Raw genomic sequence first — 15,492 nt, forward strand, 5'->3', positions numbered from 1 at the left:
AATTGGTAAAAATGGTATTCAATACAGTTTTAGAGATTAGTTTCAGCTTTGATGCTTGATAGGCAAGTAATGCAAGCCGTAGAAAGTTTTCGACGTATCCTGGCTGCTTGTCGGATATCAGCAATAGCACTAGCTTTGTCATTCAGATATGCCTCTTTTAGAAGACCTCGATTGAAGTAGGATTCGACATATTCGGGGTCAAGTGCAATAGCTCGGTTGAAGTCTGCCAACGCTCTTTGTACACCATCAGGTTGGTCAGCATACAAAATACCACGATTGTTATAGAACCCATTTGACATCTTTATGGGATTGAATTAAGGTACACACAACCCTTGAATCCAGCCAGCATGAAGTATTCGAGCAGCCTCACTGAATATTTATTTCGATAGCGCAGCGTTAGCGAGTTATCGAGCGTCGCGGAAAGTGCCACGAGAAATAATGCGTCCTTATTTCAGAGCAACTAAATTTATTTATGGGGTTCTCCCCCCTGCTCCCTGCCCCCTTTCCTCTTCTTTGACTCCTCAAAACTTTAAAAGTGAAACTTAAATGGCTATTGGCTTAATAACTAGTTATTGAACAAATCTAAATCTGTGACTGCACCGATACTGCTAGAAGATACCAGTTTGGCATATTTCGCCAACACGCCTTTGGTGTAACGGGGAGCGGGAGGTTGCCAGTTAGCACGACGACGGGCCAATTCTGATTCAGATATATTCAACTGCAATAAACGAGCAGGTGCATCAATAGTAATACTATCGCCTTCTTCGACAAGCGCGATCGCACCACCCACTGCTGCTTCTGGAGCAACATGACCAACTACCATGCCATAAGTACCACCAGAAAAGCGTCCATCGGTAATTAATCCCACCGCATCACCCAAACCAGCCCCGATAATTGCCGAAGTAGGAGCCAACATTTCCCGCATTCCAGGGCCACCTTTAGGCCCTTCGTAACGGATAACCAAAATATCACCAGCTTGAATTTTACCCGCCAAAATTGCATCTAAAGAAGCTTCTTCCGATTCAAACACCCGTGCGGGGCGGTAATTACTGGTTTCTTCACCCCGGTAATTTTGGCGACAGCGCCTTCGGTTGCCAGATTACCTCTGAGAATGGCTAAGTGTCCTTGAGGATACATGGGGTTATTCCAAGTCCGAATCACATCTTGATTGGCGGATGGTTCTTCTGGGATGTCTGCTAATATCTCTGCAATGGTTTGTCCGCTAATGGTCAGACTATCACCATGTAATAAATCATGCACAAGTAGCATCTTCATGACTTGGGGAATGCCACCCGCTTTGTGCAAATCTGTAGCTACATATTTACCACTTGGTTTTAAATCGCACAAAACAGGGACACGGGCGCGGATTGTTTCAAAATCATCCAGGGTTAACTCTACATTAGCAGCACGGGCGATCGCTAAAAAATGCAGCACTGCATTGGTCGAACCACCCACCGCCATAATCACAGAGATGGCATTCTCGATGGATTTGCGGGTGATAATTTGCCGGGGTAAGATTTGTTTCTTGATGGCTTCGACTAACGCAAACGCAGATTTTTCAGTGCTGTCAGCTTTCTCAGTATCTTCGGCTGCCATTGTCGAAGAATAAGGTAAACTCATTCCCATCGCTTCAAATGCTGAAGACATGGTGTTTGCCGTGAACATTCCCCCGCAGGAACCGGCACCCGGACAAGCGCGACTTTCGACTTCTAATAATTCTTTTTCGTCAATTTTTCCAGCACTGTATTGACCAACTGCTTCAAAAGAACTGACAACGGTTAAATCGCGTCCGTTGTAGTGACCGGGTTTAATTGTGCCACCGTAAACGAATATTGCCGGGATATTCATCCTTGCGATCGCTAGCATTGCTCCTGGCATATTTTTATCACAGCCACCAATGGCTAGCACACCATCCATACTTTGTCCGGTACAGGCGGTTTCAATGGAGTCGGCGATGACTTCCCGCGACACTAGGGAATATTTCATCCCTTCTGTTCCCATTGAAATCCCATCGCTGATGGTTATTGTGCCAAACATTTGTGGCATTGCTCCGGCAGTTTTTATCCCAACTTCTGCCCTCTGTGCTAGTTGATTGATTCCCATATTACAGGGGGTGATGGTGCTGTAACCGTTGGCTATACCGACAATGGCTTTGTTGAAATCTTCATCTTTAAAACCAACTGCACGCAGCATAGCTCGATTTGGCGATCGCTGTACCCCTTGCGTTACGATTTGGCTTCTCAAATTCTCCGACATAGTTACATCATCCTCTGACTTGCATGTATGAGTATCATAGATAGCAATTTTTGACATGTCCAATATATATTTATGGATAATTGAGACTTATAAAATATCAAAACTATGGAACTGCGACACCTGCGCTACTTCATTGCTGTAGCTGAGGAACTACACTTTAGTAGAGCCGCAGAGCGACTTCACATCGCTCAACCTCCATTAAGCCAACAAATTCAGCAGCTAGAAGCATCCCTTGGGATAGAACTTTTTCAACGTAAAACCAAACGCCAGGTGCAGCTAACGGAAGCCGGACAAGTATTTTTGCAAGAAGCTTATCAATTGTTCGCTCAACTAGAAAAAGCAATTGATCTGACTCAACGGACAGGTAGGGGTGAGAAAGGACAACTACGAGTAGGTTTCACCAGCTTGGTAACTTACGATTTGCTTCCTGTGATTTTGCGGCGGTTTCGAGAACAGTTTTCAGAGGTAGAGTTAGTATTGCAAGAATTAACGACAACTCAGCAAGAACAAGCGTTATTCAATCGCCGCATCCATGTAGGTTTTGCCCATCCACCTTTAGAAGACAACACTCTCAATCAAGAATGCATTCAGCAAGAAGGACTAATTGTAGCTTTGCTAGAAACTCATTTCTTAGCTAGACAAGAAAATATTTCAGTGCGCGAGCTAAAAGACGAAAATTTTATTATGTTCCCCCGCCATTTGGGTCCCGGACTTTACGATCAAATCGTGAGTCTTTGCCAGCAAGGAAATTTCAGCCCAAAAGTAACTCAAGAAGCAATCCAAATGCAAACAATCATCGGACTAGTGTCTGCGGGAATGGGGATTGCGATCGTACCGTCTTCTTTGCAAAATCTTCAAAGGGCTGGTGTAGTTTATCGCACTTTAGAAGAAAAAACACCATTAGTAGAAACGGCTGTAGTATGGCGACAAGAGGATATAACACCTGTTTTACGCGAGTTTCTACAAATTGTCAGAAGTGTCTGTGGTTAATTAATAGACTTATCCGTAAATTTGTAATGCTTACTGTAAATTAGTTTGAGCGATTATAGATAAATATGAATGTACTGTTGAATATATCAAGAACTAGGCTTTTGAGCCATATTTTTAGCGTAGAAGTCAAAAATTTACAAAAAGATAACGATAGAGAGATTAGTTTTAGGAGCAAGTAAATTCAAATATTAAAGTTTACTAGAACTGAGCGATTAAGTTGTAATCTAACTAACCCAGAAACCACTATTATTATCTGTCTATAACAATGACGAGCTATTCCGACAAACGATCGATGGTAACTCACTAATCCTAATTCAAGATGGCGAAATTCAATCAAATAACCTGAAAAAAGCCCATGTTAGCCAAACCCATTGGACAGCATCTTTACGCAGCAACGCTCAACTGATCCGATCAAAGCCAAGTAAAAATTGCACGTCTTGAACGCAGTAGACAAATCAGCGTCATTCCTGCTGCTTGAAAACTACAGATAAAGGATTAAGGCTCAATGCTGCACTCACGGGAAATTGCACGAATTGCTCAGATCCAACGCTTGCGTCAGGATTTGGGACTAAATCTCGTAGGCGCAGCAATGGTCATGGATATGGCTCAAGAAATTGCCCAGTTACGGGCACAGCTAAAAGCGTTGCAGCCTTCTTGAAAAACATCACCCAATATTCAGATGTGAAAAAGTTGGCGCGATCAAAACCTTAACAAGTTACTCACCATTTAATACTTTTCGGATAAACCCAATAATCTCTCTTTTGGTCTGGGGAAAGGGAAATTCAAACCCTTTCCCCCTTAACCGAAAAGTATTGACTCACCATTGACTCCTTTTTGAGAGAGAGGAGCGCGATCTGCCAGGATGGGTGTCTAAATCCTATTTGATGACAAAGTTAGACGGGTCTTGATCTCGTCGATGCTTGGTGGGAATCGGGTCTGGCTGCCCATCACCCGCAAGAGCTGCGGTTTTTTCCAGGGATTCCCTCAATCGCTTGGCTGCATAGATGGACATATCTCGTGGTACATTAATGCGATCGCGCAAATATCGAAGAGCAACATCAGCTCCCGATGGAGGTACACAGTCTTCACCTGTCATCATGTGTGTTAAAGCACAACGTAGCGCTTGATCAAACAATTTATCATCTAAGGGGTTGACTCGGATAATATTGATGCGATGCTCGATGGTTCGCTTAAGAGCTTCCATGCGGGAGTTTTCGGGTTCTGGATAAGCAACATCTGGTAGCCCAAACCAGGGGCCATTATCCACTCGCGCTTTATTGAGAAGCATCTGGGTTTCGCCGTTTTCCCAACAGCCCCCCATCTGGGGTGGCAAATCATGTGCATGGGTGTGAAAGTCGCTCTGGGTACCACAGTAGGTCGGTCGGCTTTCCATTGCCGCAAACCATGCGCTCAAGCGGGGGTTTTGCGATCGCAGGGAGTAGCCCTTGTAGTAGTAAAGGCTCGCATTCATCCGTTCGAGATATGGCGTAAAAATGACATCGACAATGCCGAAGCTATCTAGAAAGTAAGGGCTTGGGGTGCGACCCAGAGCCTCCTCGACCATAGCCACCACTGCGATAAATTGCTCTCGGTTGCGTTGTTCTTGTTGAGAGGAACCGGCTTTAGAACACAGCCAAACGCACCAGGCTCTAAATAAAAGTCGTTCTAATTGACGTAGAGTCAGCACCGTGCGGTCTTCCATCCCTTGGCTTAATGGAGCAAAAACTTTTTCCAAAGCGATCAAAATGTCATCGCTTTCCTTAATAATCCGTCCATCTAGCTTGATCGCAGGGAGCATTCCTGACGGTACCTTACGTTTGTACCAACTTTCTTTCTCCCCGTAGCAGAACATTGTCACTTTTTCGATGCGGTAGGGGATCTGTTTTTCTTCTAACCATAACCAAACTTTTTGACAGTAAGGACACCAGGCATGGTTATCGCGGTACAGCGTTACTCGCACATCAGATTCTGGCTTCCCAAACAAGCGCAACCGGGCTTTAGCATTGGTGAGACCATTAACGGTATCTATTTGATAGTCCGTTAGGGCTTCTAGTTCTTCCCAGCTTAAGGGTGCGGTGGTCATAGGGTGAGTTGCGTAGGACAATACTTAGGGTAATTCTATACTCTACAATATTTTCAATTACACCAAGACTTAATTTAACCGATAGGTTCGCCCATCAATTCTTTCCACTTCTCCTTGAAAAAAAAGTTGAAGTGACGATGCCACGTTCAAAAGTTCTGGCAATTTGGCATAACTTTTCTCTGAATTGCCGTTTAAATGAGATATCAACAGAAAAGACAAATCGCCAGTTGTTGACCCAACGCTGTAGAAGAACTCAGCATCCAACCCACAGCGCTCGGTCATCGCTTCTCTACAACTGGCTAGTAATGTACTAGAAAATACATATTAAACGTGCAATTGCGATACCCGGTCACTTGTACGCGATGCCTGCAACGCGGGTAATTTTATGGCGATCGCTACTCCATCGTTTCTGATGCCCCAATATACTAAAGAATTAGAACTTTTGTAGATTTTGTCTTGGATGGCAATACCAGGTAGAGCAATCATAGAGCTTTTCTGGAGAGTATGATCTGGTATACTTCAAACTCTACAGCAATTCTCATTATGAGAATTGCTGCCCCACTCCTCAATTACTTGACTTTCAGTGCCGACTTCCCTAATGACTGACAAATAACGTCGTTTTGTGGTGTATGGATACGGCTGCAAAGAACATCACGGTAGTGTCGCTCTAAAGGATTTCTTTTTAACATACCAGGATTACCAGTTAGTTCCAAGGCAATCTCCACAGCACGAATCGAGTTAGTTGTAGTAAGGTATTTAACAGCTTGTGCCTGTAATCCTACGTGATGATCGTACTCGCCCCGATCAATATCTTGAGCCAAACTATAAATTAATCTATTGTTAGCAAATAGCAGTGCTTCTATTTCACCCACGGCAGTTTGGAAGCGTGGCAGAGTTGCTAGCGGTTCTTTGAGATTAGAAGGCGATCGCTCCCAAAGATATTTAACCAGCCAGTCTCGCGCACTGGTAGCCACACCGAGATATAAAGCACTTACTGTCAAACTGCCCCAAGTGGAAATCAGTGGATCGAGTGATGGTGCAGCAGATATGGGACTGATATTCAGGGCGTACTCTAAGGGAATTAATACATTTTCCAAAATCAGATCGTGGCTGCCTGTAGCTCTCATTCCCAAGTGATCCCAGGTTTCGACAATTTGCAAACCGGGCAAATCGCGTGGAACCAAAAAATTGCCAACTTGTGGTTCATCTTCAGTTGTCCGCGCCCAAACCACAAAGTAGCTGAGGATGGGACTACCCGTAGTGTATTGCTTGTGGCCTGTTAAACGCCAACCCTCTGTTGTCCGTTCGGCAATTGTGGCAGGTAATCCGCCTCTAGCTGGGGTTCCTAACTCTGGTTCAACACGGGCGGCATTGATCAGGGCAATGCCTTGAATGGATTCACGACACAACCTTTTATATACTTCTGGATGCCAGCGACGGCTACGGGCTGCATTGGCATGTTGGAGATAGTGCATCGTCAGTACTAGCGCAGTTGAAGCATCGCCACGTGCTATCCCTTCAATAACTCGGCAGATAGTTGATAGCCCTAAACCCTCACCACCCAATTCATGGGGAATGGTGAGGCTGAGTAATTTTGCCTCATGCAAAGCTGTAAAATTCTCGAAAGGAAAGGAACCCTCTTTATCGTGTGCGCCTGCACGGGTGGCAAAGTCTTTAGCTAGAGCCTCAACCTGAGCGAAAATATTGGGGAGAGTTTCTAAGCTTTTGGTTACAAAGGTGTCTGGCAGTGCTTGCTCCAACTGTGACATAAATACTCCTTTAAAGCTCACTTTAATCTCATCCCACAAAAAATTGATGTTCCTGCAAACTTAATATAGGACTATTTTAACCCTCTCTCTAGTTACCAAGAATTGGAAGCGATGTCTGCGACGGGCTTCTCTACGAGACGCTACCCGAACGCCTACGTATCTGTGGTAGAAGTTGATGCAGGCTAGCTAAAATATTTCTACCTGCTGAGATGGCAATACACCATGAACTAATTTGGCTTTATTGTACATTCACGAATTGCTGAATCTACAAAAATGGACGTAACTGGATTCGAACCAGTGACCTCTACGATGTCAACGTAGCGCTCTAACCAACTGAGCTATACGTCCTTAACCACACGAATATTGATAGTAGCATATACTTTTACGATCGCACAAGATAAAGATCCAAGCTTTTTTAAAGGGGTTTTAGGTTTTGAGTCCGTAATACCAATTCCCTATGAAGATGCATAGAATAAAGCTTCAAGGATGAAATCATGACTTGTCAAAGAGGAGATTAACTCGCAAGACATTTGAGCTAACTCATTTTGAACCCGTTGGCCTAGTTCCTGTAAATTTAAAAAATTCTCGCCCTTGAACTGACGCTTGATAAACTGCCATAATCGCTCAATCGGGTTCTGACTTTCCACGGCATCTAGAAAACCTCACTTCTATTTCTCTCTTCTAAAAGGAGAGAGACTTTGAATTTACCCCCCTTCCCGCGTCGGTAAGGGGGTTATGTTTTTGGTGGACTTTATAATGTGAAAAGTCAGAACCGGGTTGAGTTGAGGACTATGCTGTTGATTTGAGTCGCCTCACTATAGCGATGATTCAGCAAAATATTGTCTTTTCGTTGGTGACAAAAGCACTGTTTTTACTTTTGGCGACATTCGGGTTTGTGGGTTTAGCAGTTGCTGTTTTAGCTGATACCGGAAGTTCCTGCTAGTAACGGCGAATGGAATGCGGTTGTTTAGAGCTAAACTATCTCAATGAACTACCGCTTTCTGAATATCTGGTAACAAATCGCTGCTCAAAATTGTTAATGATGATATAGTTACTCCAATCGGTTCTGATGGGGAGCAGCCATCGGACGCAAGGGGGAAAGTCCGGTGTAAATCCGGCGCTGTCCCGCAACTGTGAACCAAAATTGGGTGAGTCAGGATGCCCGCCGATGAGAACCAATATGTTTCGATAAATCTGCGAGGTACAGATTATGAAAAGAAAAAAACAGGCGTTAGTAAGTCTAACCCTGATGGGAGTTATCAGTTTTTACTTAGTAGTTGGTTTACCCAAACCCGCCTACGCTATGCACATTATGGAAGGTTTTTTACCAGTGCAGTGGGCAATTTTTTGGTGGATTGTCGCCTTACCGTTTTTTCTACTAGGATTGCGTAGTCTTACTCGCATTACCCAAGCTAACCCAGAACTAAAACTGCTACTAGGATTGGCTGGTGCTTTCACTTTCGTGCTTTCAGCCTTGAAAATCCCTTCTGTCACAGGTAGCTGTTCTCACCCAACAGGGACGGGGTTAGGTGCGGTGCTGTTTGGACCTCTTACTATGACGGTTTTGGGTAGCTTAGTATTGTTGTTTCAAGCTTTGTTACTGGCGCATGGTGGCTTGACGACGCTGGGGGCAAATGCTTTTTCGATGGCGATCGCTGGCCCATTTGCAGCTTACTGGATATATAATCTGACAATAAAGTTGGGTGGTAAACAAAAAATTGCCATATTTCTAGCAGCTGCGATCGCAGATTTACTCACCTACATTATCACTTCTATCCAACTCGCCCTAGCTTTTCCTGCACCTGTTGGTGGGTTTATTGCTTCATTTACCAAGTTCGCTGGAATTTTTGCTATAACTCAAGTCCCTTTAGCAATTAGTGAAGGATTGCTAACTGTATTGGTGTGGAACTGGCTGCAATCTTATAATCCTCAAGAATTAGAATTGCTGAAATTAATCAAACGGGAACCCCAAGGAAATGAGTCAATCTAAAAAAGGGTTGAGTAACTGGCTGTTGGTAGTAGCTGTATTAGCTTTAGCAGTTGCACCGTTAATATTTGTGCGTGGTGGCGAATTTGCCGGTTCCGATGAAAAAGCAGAAAAAGCAATTACTGAAATACAACCTGGATATAAACCCTGGTTTAAATCATTTTTTGAACCAGCTAGTGGGGAAATAGAAAGCTTATTATTTGCTTCCCAAGCAGCTTTGGGTGCTGGAGTAGTTGGTTATGCAATTGGGTTGTATAAAGGACGTTCCCAACAACAGAAACGTGAAGAATGAGCCTGCAAATAGACACTTTAGCTTATACTAATCGACTGCGAAGATTGCCACCAGAACATAAACTAATTTTTGCATTTACTACTCTTGCTATTTCCCTTGCTGCCCATCCGCTAGTGCAAATTTTAATAGCGCTTTGGATGGGTATTTGGACAGTTATTTATGCAAGAATTCCGGCTGGTGTTTATTTTCGCTTGTTAATGTTCACCATAGTATTTTGTTTGACGAGTTTACCAGCATTAATGGTGAATGGAGTTGCAATTACTGATTTACAAAGTGTCAAATTAGACTCATGGTATGGACTACCTCTCGGACACTTCTATATTTATATCAGCCATAGTGGAACTATCCAAGCATTGGGAATTTTAACGAGAGCATTAGCCTCTGTTTCTTGCTTATATTTTCTCATGCTAACTGTTCCTTTCACGGAAATTTTACAAACTCTGCTTTACTTAGGATTTCCAGTGCTTTTAACCGATTTATTATTATTAATGTATCGGTTTATTTTCATCCTGCTGAACACAGCCGATGAATTGTGGACAGCGCAAAATTCCCGTGGTGGCTACCGTACTTGGCGTAGTGGGATGAAAAGTTTAGCACTACTAATCGGACAACTATTACAGCGAACCTTACAAAAATATAGTCAGTTCTCTCTTGGACTACAATCACGGGGTTTTGTAAGTGAATTTCGAGTTTGGCATCCTCGTCGCTATCGTCCCCAAACACGATATATCATCGAAGCAATTTGCGGCTGTGTAGGATTAACAGTATTAGACTTTTGGCGAAATGCAGGAATATTTACTCGAATTTGAGCAGGTATATTACACCTATCCCGGTGCACAACAATCAGCTTTGAATGGTCTAACCCTGAAAATTCCATCTGGCAAAAGGTGTGCATTAATTGGTCAGAATGGTTGTGGTAAAACGACACTATTCTTATTAGCTAACGGTTTATATAAACCTGATTCTGGCGTTGTCCGTTGGCGTGGTGAAGCGTTAACTTACAATCGTAATTATCTGGGTAATTTAAGGCAGAAAGTTGGACTAGTATTTCAAGACCCAGAACAACAATTAGTAGCTTCTACTGTTGAAGAAGATATATCTTATGGTTTGTGTAATTTAGGTTTACCAGAACCAGAAATTAAAGACCGAGTAGAGCAAGCATTAGTTGAATTTGAACTGACTACTTTAGCAGAAAGACCAGTGCATCATCTAAGTTTAGGACAAAAAAAGCGAGTTTCCATAGCAGATGTGATGGTGTTGCAACCAGAACTGTTGGTGTTGGATGAGCCAACTGCATATCTAGATATAAAACATACTCGTAACTTGATAGCAACCATGAAAAAAATTCATCGAGATGGAACTACCTTATTAATGGCAACCCATGATTTGGATTTAGTTTATCGGTGGGCAGATTGGGTTTTTGTCATGGATAAAGGGCGGCTGATGCTAGAAGGTAAACCACAAGATGTATTTAGCCAGCGTACACTTTTATCAGAGTTAGAGTTGGGCGTACCATTGATATATGAGATGTTATTTGATGGGCTATCTGCTGAAGAGGGAATAGTTATAGAAAGAGTGCGACAACGGATATTAGAACGATTTTGTAATTTTTCCTGATTATACAGTTACATAATTCAAAAAATTAAGGAAAATGCTTTTATAAAGAATTCAAAGATTTAATCATTTCATACAATGAATGATAAGTATACACAGTATTGTTTTTTGTGATTTTCCACAAAACTTGTTTAGAGTTTGATATCACGTCTACTGAGATTGGTAAGATATTTTGAATTTGATTAACTTTGAACCCTCCACGTTTTAAAGCACGAATAGTCCACACAGATGCGATACCCTCACCTATCAAATTAATTTCTCCCTTGGGGGATGTATGAAGATGAAATTCCCCAGAAGCAACATCGAACTCTACACCTTCACTTTCAAAAGTATCAGCAAATGCACCACTCAACACCAAATCTTCCGGTGCGCCAACGTGTAAAATATCATTAGTTGATAATAGCCAAACTTTATCAGCCAGACGCAAAGCTAAATCTAAATCGTGAGTAGAAAGGAGAATCGCCTGATTGGTTTCTCGTGCTAACTGGCGCAACAACTGCATAATTTCCACTCGGCGTGGTAAATCTAAAAATGCTGTTGGCTCATCAAGTAACATCACAATAGGCGACTGAGCCAAAGCACGCGCAATCATAATTTTTTGCCGTTCACCGTCACTTAATTCGCTAACTTGGCGTTGTGCTAAGTGTACTGCTCCTACAGATTTTATTGCCCAATTGACTATTGCTTCATCTTCGGGTGTCAAATTTCCCCACCAATCAGTGTAAGGATATCGCCCTAGAGCTACCAAGGTGTAGGCTGATAGCATTCCCACATCAACTTTCTCAGTCAGTACCAAACTCAGACGTTTGGCTAATTCTTGTGGTGCTAACTTGTAGATATTTTCCCCCAAGAGTCGCACTTCACCATCAATTAGGGGTTGCATTCCGGCGAGCGATCGCAGTAATGTAGATTTACCTGCACCATTGGGGCCAAGTAAGCATACAAGTTCCCCAGCTTGCAGAGATACCGAAATATCAGACGCAACACACCGAACAGTTTTTCGGGATGTCTTGTAACCAATAGTCAAATTGTGAGTTGTTAAAATCGAGTTACTCATTATCAAAATAATAATTCATAGCGAATTAACCTTAAAAACACTTTGCGTACCTCTGCGCTTACCTTGGCGTACCTCTGCGTTTCAAAAATCTTAAAAAGACTTTTGGGAATTACGCCGCAGAATTACCCAAGTGACAACAGGAGTTCCAATCAAAGCGGTGACAGCATTTAAAGGTAAAACCATCTGACTTACCGCTAGTTGAGAAAACAAATCTGCAAACAATGCTAAGATTGCACCTATCATTGTTACACTAGGGATTAATATCCGATGGTCGGAAGTATTGAACAGACTACGACACAGATGGGGAATTGCCACACCTAAAAATGCTATAGGGCCACAAAAAGCGGTAATTGCTCCAGCTAATATAGATGCACTAGAAATAATTGAAAATCTAGTTTTTTGCACAGTTAAACCTAAACTACGTGCATAAGATTCACCAAGTAAAAGTGCATTCAAAGATTTTGATTGTAGCACTGCTAAGAATAAACTCAAAAGTATCACAGGAATTAAAACAACTAATTGTTTCCAAGTCACTCCAGCAAAACTACCAAACGTCCACATAATATAATTTTGAATCCGTTCTTTTGAGCTAAACTGCAACAAAATACTTACTATTGCACTAGTAGCATAACCAAACAATAAACCTAAAATTAGTAGCGTCATTGTGTCTTGTACTCGGCGAGAAACAACTAACATCATCCCTAAAACTGATGCTGCACCGAGACTTGCGGCTATGACTAAACCAAAATCACTAATTATCCCCAAATCTGCTAATAATGTTGGTGTCGTAGCACTTGCTGTCAGCACAACTAACGCTACACCTAAACTTGCACCAGAACTAATTCCCAATACAAAAGGCCCCGCTAAAGGATTTTTAAATAGGGTTTGCATTTGTAACCCACTTACACCTAAAGCTGCACCTGCTAAAGTTGCAGTTAAAGCTTTAGGTAGGCGAAATTTGAGAATAATATGAGTCCATGTCACTTTTTCTGGTTCTTGTCCGAGCAAAACTTTTATTACTTCATTAAGAGGAATATCAACTGAGCCTAAAGCCAAATCTAATAAAAAAGCCAATACTAAACTTATAAGGATAATTAAGAAAATAATGGTTTTAAAAACCGGAGCCTTTTGGGTTATTAGGGGAATTTTAAATTTATATTTTTCGCTGAACATTATTAATTAAGTTTGTGGTAATATAATAGTATATGGTTAGGTAATATCTCTGGATGCAGTATTTTAATCAAGTCAGATAAAACCATATCTGGGTTACTAATTCCGCTTTCCCAGTAATCATTACCTCCACTTTCATTAACACGGGCATTATTATTGTAAAGATTGCCTATTTTCATAGCCTTAAAATCATCATAGCGATTATCTTCTGCGACTAAATCCTTTAAGTTTTTCCAAGATTGGCTAAAATTCAACCAGTAGTCAGCATTGGCTGCACGTTCCAAAACAACTTCAAAAGATAAAGGTAAACTACCAGAGGATTTATCATCACTCCAGAGATAGTTTGCTCCTGCATCAGCTAGATATTTGGCTACGTAACTTTTGCCTCCAGGCATATACCAAGTACCTTTAAAGTTGAATCCTACGAATACAGTTGGACGATTTTTTACAGATTTAGCTTTTTGAGCTATTTGCTCATATTTATTGGCAATTTCACTAAATATTTTTTCTGCTTGCTCGTCTTTATTAAAAAACAGAGCCGTAAATTTTAACCATTCGCTTCTTCCCAATGGCGTATCTTCCATATATTCAGAATTTATCCCCACTTTCAAACCCGCCTCCGTGAGTTTGGCATAACTATCAGTTTGGGAATTTCCAGTACCAAAAGTTGTCACCAAGTCTGGATTTAATTCTAGTACTTTCTCTATATCCACATTTGAATTATCACCTACTTGTGTTACCTTTCCGGCTTTAATTCTCTCGACTACATTAGGAGTATTGACTTGTTTGCTATTACTAATACCAATCAGTTTATCAACTACACCTAATTTGGCTAGGTGGGGTAAATGAGTAGTAGATAGAGAAACTATGGAATTAATGGGAACTGTAATTACCTGTGCTTGATTAAATCCTTTTGGCGTAGGAGTTCCACATTGGACTAAAACATATTGAAAACCTGTGTTGGCATTCTGCCAAGGATTTTTTATAGTGACGGTTTTGTAGTGTTTATGATACTCTACTGCAAAGCCTGTTGCATGAGTAATCTGAATTTTATTAGGAAAGTAATCAGTATTGGAGTCATATTTTTGAATACAGCCGTTATTATTGGTATTTGTAGAGGTATTAATTGCTATAGTATGGCAAGCAATAATTAAAGTGGCAATTAAGAATAATTGGCATAAAAAAATAATGGGTTTTAAGCGATGATGTTTTACCAATTTCATGGGGTTTGAGGAAATAGAATTTTTCTCACGCAGTAGACGCTTTGCAACTTCCCGCAGGGTGGCGCAAAGCCGCAGAAAGTTAGAGAAAATAGAAAAAATATGAACTAGATAAAATCTGTTTTATGTCCTCGCGTGAGATTTTTAAAAATAGAAGTTATACAGAATTTTGTGGATAGCAATGTTCAATAACTTTGTGACCTTTTACCAAATGTTCATTGACAATAATTTCAGCTATATTTGGTTGAACGCGAGTGTACCAAGTTCTATCATTAGAATAAAATACTACTGGCCCTTGTTGGCAAACTTCCAAACAGCCAGATGTTCTTACTTCTATGTCTAAACCTGCATTTTCAACTGCGGATTTTAAAGCATCAAATGTGGATTGCCATTTGCGTGAAGGAAGACAGCGAGTAGAAGTGCAAACTGAGATATAATAATGTTTTAGAGGATTTTTAGCAAACGGTATAGGCTGGTTTCCCAATACATAAATATTTCGTAGTTCCTCATAAAAAGCTAACTTTGATAAATTCGGCTTACCTTCTGGTAATAAATTCTCACCTTCTACATACGGATTTGGCAAAAAAATAGTCATGAGATTTTCATTTGCACCATTCCATAAATCGATTCCCCAACTTCTAGGGATACCTTCTGCATTAAACCGTCGATAAAATGCAGCACGATTTACTTGACGTTGTTGTCTTAATTCTAAAGGAGTCTTACAATGAGGGCCACCTAAATTAGCTTCAATACATAAATGCAAATGCCAGCCTTCTGTAACTACTGTGAGATATCCATCATAGAGGATACAAATTTTAGGTGGAGCATTAAATTCTAATTCTAATACACCTCCTTGAACAATATGTCCTACTCCTACCTGCTGCCAATTTTGCTGAAATAAAGTGTAAAGTAGCGACGACAAAACATCGGTACTACAATCAAAATATTCATATTCAATAGACCCCTCAGTAGATAAAGCCTCAATCACAATCTTATTTACTGGAGTTACCCAACAATTAAATTCAGTCATTCAAAACTCCTCTCTGCGTGAAAA

At 41.3% G+C, this 15,492-nt stretch carries 14 protein-coding genes, 1 tRNA gene, 4 pseudogenes and 1 riboswitch; of the genes and pseudogenes, 8 read left to right on the forward strand and 11 right to left on the reverse strand.

Annotated features, from left to right (window positions below; genetic code table 11):
- Nucleotides 1-29: 29 nt before the first annotated feature.
- On the reverse strand, nucleotides 30-299 hold the full coding sequence (locus tag FBB35_RS12545; RefSeq protein WP_174709900.1) for a tetratricopeptide repeat protein: 270 nt from the start codon (nucleotides 297-299) through the stop codon (nucleotides 30-32).
- 266 nt (nucleotides 300-565) lie between these two features.
- Nucleotides 566-2,256 (reverse strand): annotated as a pseudogene (ilvD, locus tag FBB35_RS12550) (dihydroxy-acid dehydratase).
- Between the two features lie 105 nt (nucleotides 2,257-2,361).
- Between ilvD and FBB35_RS12555 the strand changes: the two are divergent.
- The 3 genes and pseudogenes from FBB35_RS12555 to FBB35_RS12560 form a co-directional block, all read left to right on the forward strand.
- Nucleotides 2,362-3,246 carry a LysR family transcriptional regulator gene (locus tag FBB35_RS12555; protein WP_174709901.1) on the forward strand — a complete coding sequence of 295 codons (885 nt, stop codon included), beginning with the start codon at nucleotides 2,362-2,364 and terminating at the stop codon, nucleotides 3,244-3,246.
- 282 nt (nucleotides 3,247-3,528) lie between these two features.
- Nucleotides 3,529-3,687, forward strand: a pseudogene (locus FBB35_RS35760) (YetF domain-containing protein); the annotation flags it as partial.
- Between the two features lie 61 nt (nucleotides 3,688-3,748).
- Nucleotides 3,749-3,904, forward strand: a pseudogene (locus tag FBB35_RS12560) (chaperone modulator CbpM); the annotation flags it as partial.
- A gap of 219 nt (nucleotides 3,905-4,123) precedes the next feature.
- Here the strand turns inward: FBB35_RS12560 and FBB35_RS12565 are convergent.
- The 5 genes from FBB35_RS12565 to FBB35_RS12585 form a co-directional block, all read right to left on the reverse strand.
- The gene (locus tag FBB35_RS12565) at nucleotides 4,124-5,329 is read right to left on the reverse strand and encodes a glutathione S-transferase family protein (RefSeq protein WP_174709902.1); all 1,206 of its coding nucleotides are present in this window, start codon (nucleotides 5,327-5,329) and stop codon (nucleotides 4,124-4,126) included.
- Between the two features lie 69 nt (nucleotides 5,330-5,398).
- Nucleotides 5,399-5,611 carry a hypothetical protein gene (locus tag FBB35_RS12570; RefSeq protein ID WP_174709903.1) on the reverse strand — a complete coding sequence of 71 codons (213 nt, stop codon included), beginning with the start codon at nucleotides 5,609-5,611 and terminating at the stop codon, nucleotides 5,399-5,401.
- Between the two features lie 42 nt (nucleotides 5,612-5,653).
- On the reverse strand, nucleotides 5,654-5,815 hold the full coding sequence (locus FBB35_RS12575; RefSeq protein WP_174709904.1) for a hypothetical protein: 162 nt from the start codon (nucleotides 5,813-5,815) through the stop codon (nucleotides 5,654-5,656).
- 83 nt (nucleotides 5,816-5,898) lie between these two features.
- A complete protein-coding gene (locus FBB35_RS12580) occupies nucleotides 5,899-7,098 on the reverse strand; it encodes an acyl-CoA dehydrogenase family protein (RefSeq protein ID WP_174709905.1) in 1,200 nt (399 codons plus the stop codon).
- A gap of 274 nt (nucleotides 7,099-7,372) precedes the next feature.
- A tRNA-Val gene (locus FBB35_RS12585) sits at nucleotides 7,373-7,446 on the reverse strand.
- Nucleotides 7,447-7,888: 442 nt separating this feature from the next.
- Here FBB35_RS12585 and FBB35_RS35465 point away from each other — a divergent pair.
- The 5 genes and pseudogenes from FBB35_RS35465 to FBB35_RS12610 all read left to right on the forward strand — a co-directional run.
- Nucleotides 7,889-8,088 (forward strand): annotated as a pseudogene (locus tag FBB35_RS35465) (hypothetical protein); the annotation flags it as partial.
- A 54-nt stretch (nucleotides 8,089-8,142) separates the two neighbouring features.
- Nucleotides 8,143-8,283, forward strand: a riboswitch (cobalamin riboswitch).
- Between the two features lie 25 nt (nucleotides 8,284-8,308).
- Nucleotides 8,309-9,088 (forward strand): energy-coupling factor ABC transporter permease, encoded by a 780-nt coding sequence (locus tag FBB35_RS12595; RefSeq protein WP_174709906.1) that lies wholly within the window; start codon nucleotides 8,309-8,311, stop codon nucleotides 9,086-9,088.
- Nucleotides 9,075-9,377: an energy-coupling factor ABC transporter substrate-binding protein gene (locus tag FBB35_RS12600; RefSeq protein WP_174709907.1), complete on the forward strand. Its 303-nt coding sequence runs from the start codon at nucleotides 9,075-9,077 to the stop codon at nucleotides 9,375-9,377. Before FBB35_RS12595 ends, FBB35_RS12600 begins: the two co-directional genes overlap by 14 nt.
- On the forward strand, nucleotides 9,374-10,186 hold the full coding sequence (cbiQ, locus tag FBB35_RS12605; RefSeq protein WP_174709908.1) for a cobalt ECF transporter T component CbiQ: 813 nt from the start codon (nucleotides 9,374-9,376) through the stop codon (nucleotides 10,184-10,186). The genes FBB35_RS12600 and cbiQ overlap by 4 nt, the downstream gene beginning before the upstream one ends.
- Nucleotides 10,161-10,994, forward strand: coding sequence for an energy-coupling factor ABC transporter ATP-binding protein (locus FBB35_RS12610; protein ID WP_174709909.1), 834 nt, complete (start codon nucleotides 10,161-10,163; stop codon nucleotides 10,992-10,994). The genes cbiQ and FBB35_RS12610 overlap by 26 nt, the downstream gene beginning before the upstream one ends.
- A gap of 40 nt (nucleotides 10,995-11,034) precedes the next feature.
- Here the strand turns inward: FBB35_RS12610 and FBB35_RS12615 are convergent, their stop codons facing one another.
- From FBB35_RS12615 to FBB35_RS12630, 4 genes are all read right to left on the reverse strand, one after another.
- Nucleotides 11,035-12,048 (reverse strand): ABC transporter ATP-binding protein, encoded by a 1,014-nt coding sequence (locus FBB35_RS12615; RefSeq protein WP_174709910.1) that lies wholly within the window; start codon nucleotides 12,046-12,048, stop codon nucleotides 11,035-11,037.
- A gap of 90 nt (nucleotides 12,049-12,138) precedes the next feature.
- Nucleotides 12,139-13,221: an iron ABC transporter permease gene (locus tag FBB35_RS12620; RefSeq protein WP_174709911.1), complete on the reverse strand. Its 1,083-nt coding sequence runs from the start codon at nucleotides 13,219-13,221 to the stop codon at nucleotides 12,139-12,141.
- A gap of 2 nt (nucleotides 13,222-13,223) precedes the next feature.
- On the reverse strand, nucleotides 13,224-14,441 hold the full coding sequence (locus FBB35_RS12625) for an ABC transporter substrate-binding protein (protein WP_174709912.1): 1,218 nt from the start codon (nucleotides 14,439-14,441) through the stop codon (nucleotides 13,224-13,226).
- A gap of 154 nt (nucleotides 14,442-14,595) precedes the next feature.
- Complete coding sequence (locus tag FBB35_RS12630) at nucleotides 14,596-15,468, reverse strand: ferredoxin (RefSeq protein WP_174709913.1); 873 nt, start codon at nucleotides 15,466-15,468, stop codon at nucleotides 14,596-14,598.
- Nucleotides 15,469-15,492 lie beyond the last annotated feature (24 nt).

This window comes from Nostoc sp. TCL240-02 (assembly GCF_013343235.1).
GTDB lineage: Bacteria > Cyanobacteriota > Cyanobacteriia > Cyanobacteriales > Nostocaceae > Nostoc.

Excerpts from the sequence above, each read along its gene's own strand:
- FBB35_RS12545 (WP_174709900.1), bottom strand. The coding sequence starts at position 299 with ATGTCAAATGGGTTCTATAACAATCGTGGTATTTTGTATGCTGACCAA.
- FBB35_RS12555 (WP_174709901.1), top strand. The coding sequence starts at position 2,362 with ATGGAACTGCGACACCTGCGCTACTTCATTGCTGTAGCTGAGGAACTA.
- FBB35_RS12565 (WP_174709902.1), bottom strand. The coding sequence starts at position 5,329 with ATGACCACCGCACCCTTAAGCTGGGAAGAACTAGAAGCCCTAACGGAC.
- FBB35_RS12570 (WP_174709903.1), bottom strand. The coding sequence starts at position 5,611 with ATGACCGAGCGCTGTGGGTTGGATGCTGAGTTCTTCTACAGCGTTGGG.
- FBB35_RS12575 (WP_174709904.1), bottom strand. The coding sequence starts at position 5,815 with ATGATTGCTCTACCTGGTATTGCCATCCAAGACAAAATCTACAAAAGT.
- FBB35_RS12580 (WP_174709905.1), bottom strand. The coding sequence starts at position 7,098 with ATGTCACAGTTGGAGCAAGCACTGCCAGACACCTTTGTAACCAAAAGC.
- FBB35_RS12595 (WP_174709906.1), top strand. The coding sequence starts at position 8,309 with ATGAAAAGAAAAAAACAGGCGTTAGTAAGTCTAACCCTGATGGGAGTT.
- FBB35_RS12600 (WP_174709907.1), top strand. The coding sequence starts at position 9,075 with ATGAGTCAATCTAAAAAAGGGTTGAGTAACTGGCTGTTGGTAGTAGCT.
- cbiQ (WP_174709908.1), top strand. The coding sequence starts at position 9,374 with ATGAGCCTGCAAATAGACACTTTAGCTTATACTAATCGACTGCGAAGA.
- FBB35_RS12610 (WP_174709909.1), top strand. The coding sequence starts at position 10,161 with ATGCAGGAATATTTACTCGAATTTGAGCAGGTATATTACACCTATCCC.
- FBB35_RS12615 (WP_174709910.1), bottom strand. The coding sequence starts at position 12,048 with ATGAGTAACTCGATTTTAACAACTCACAATTTGACTATTGGTTACAAG.
- FBB35_RS12620 (WP_174709911.1), bottom strand. The coding sequence starts at position 13,221 with ATGTTCAGCGAAAAATATAAATTTAAAATTCCCCTAATAACCCAAAAG.
- FBB35_RS12625 (WP_174709912.1), bottom strand. The coding sequence starts at position 14,441 with ATGAAATTGGTAAAACATCATCGCTTAAAACCCATTATTTTTTTATGC.
- FBB35_RS12630 (WP_174709913.1), bottom strand. The coding sequence starts at position 15,468 with ATGACTGAATTTAATTGTTGGGTAACTCCAGTAAATAAGATTGTGATT.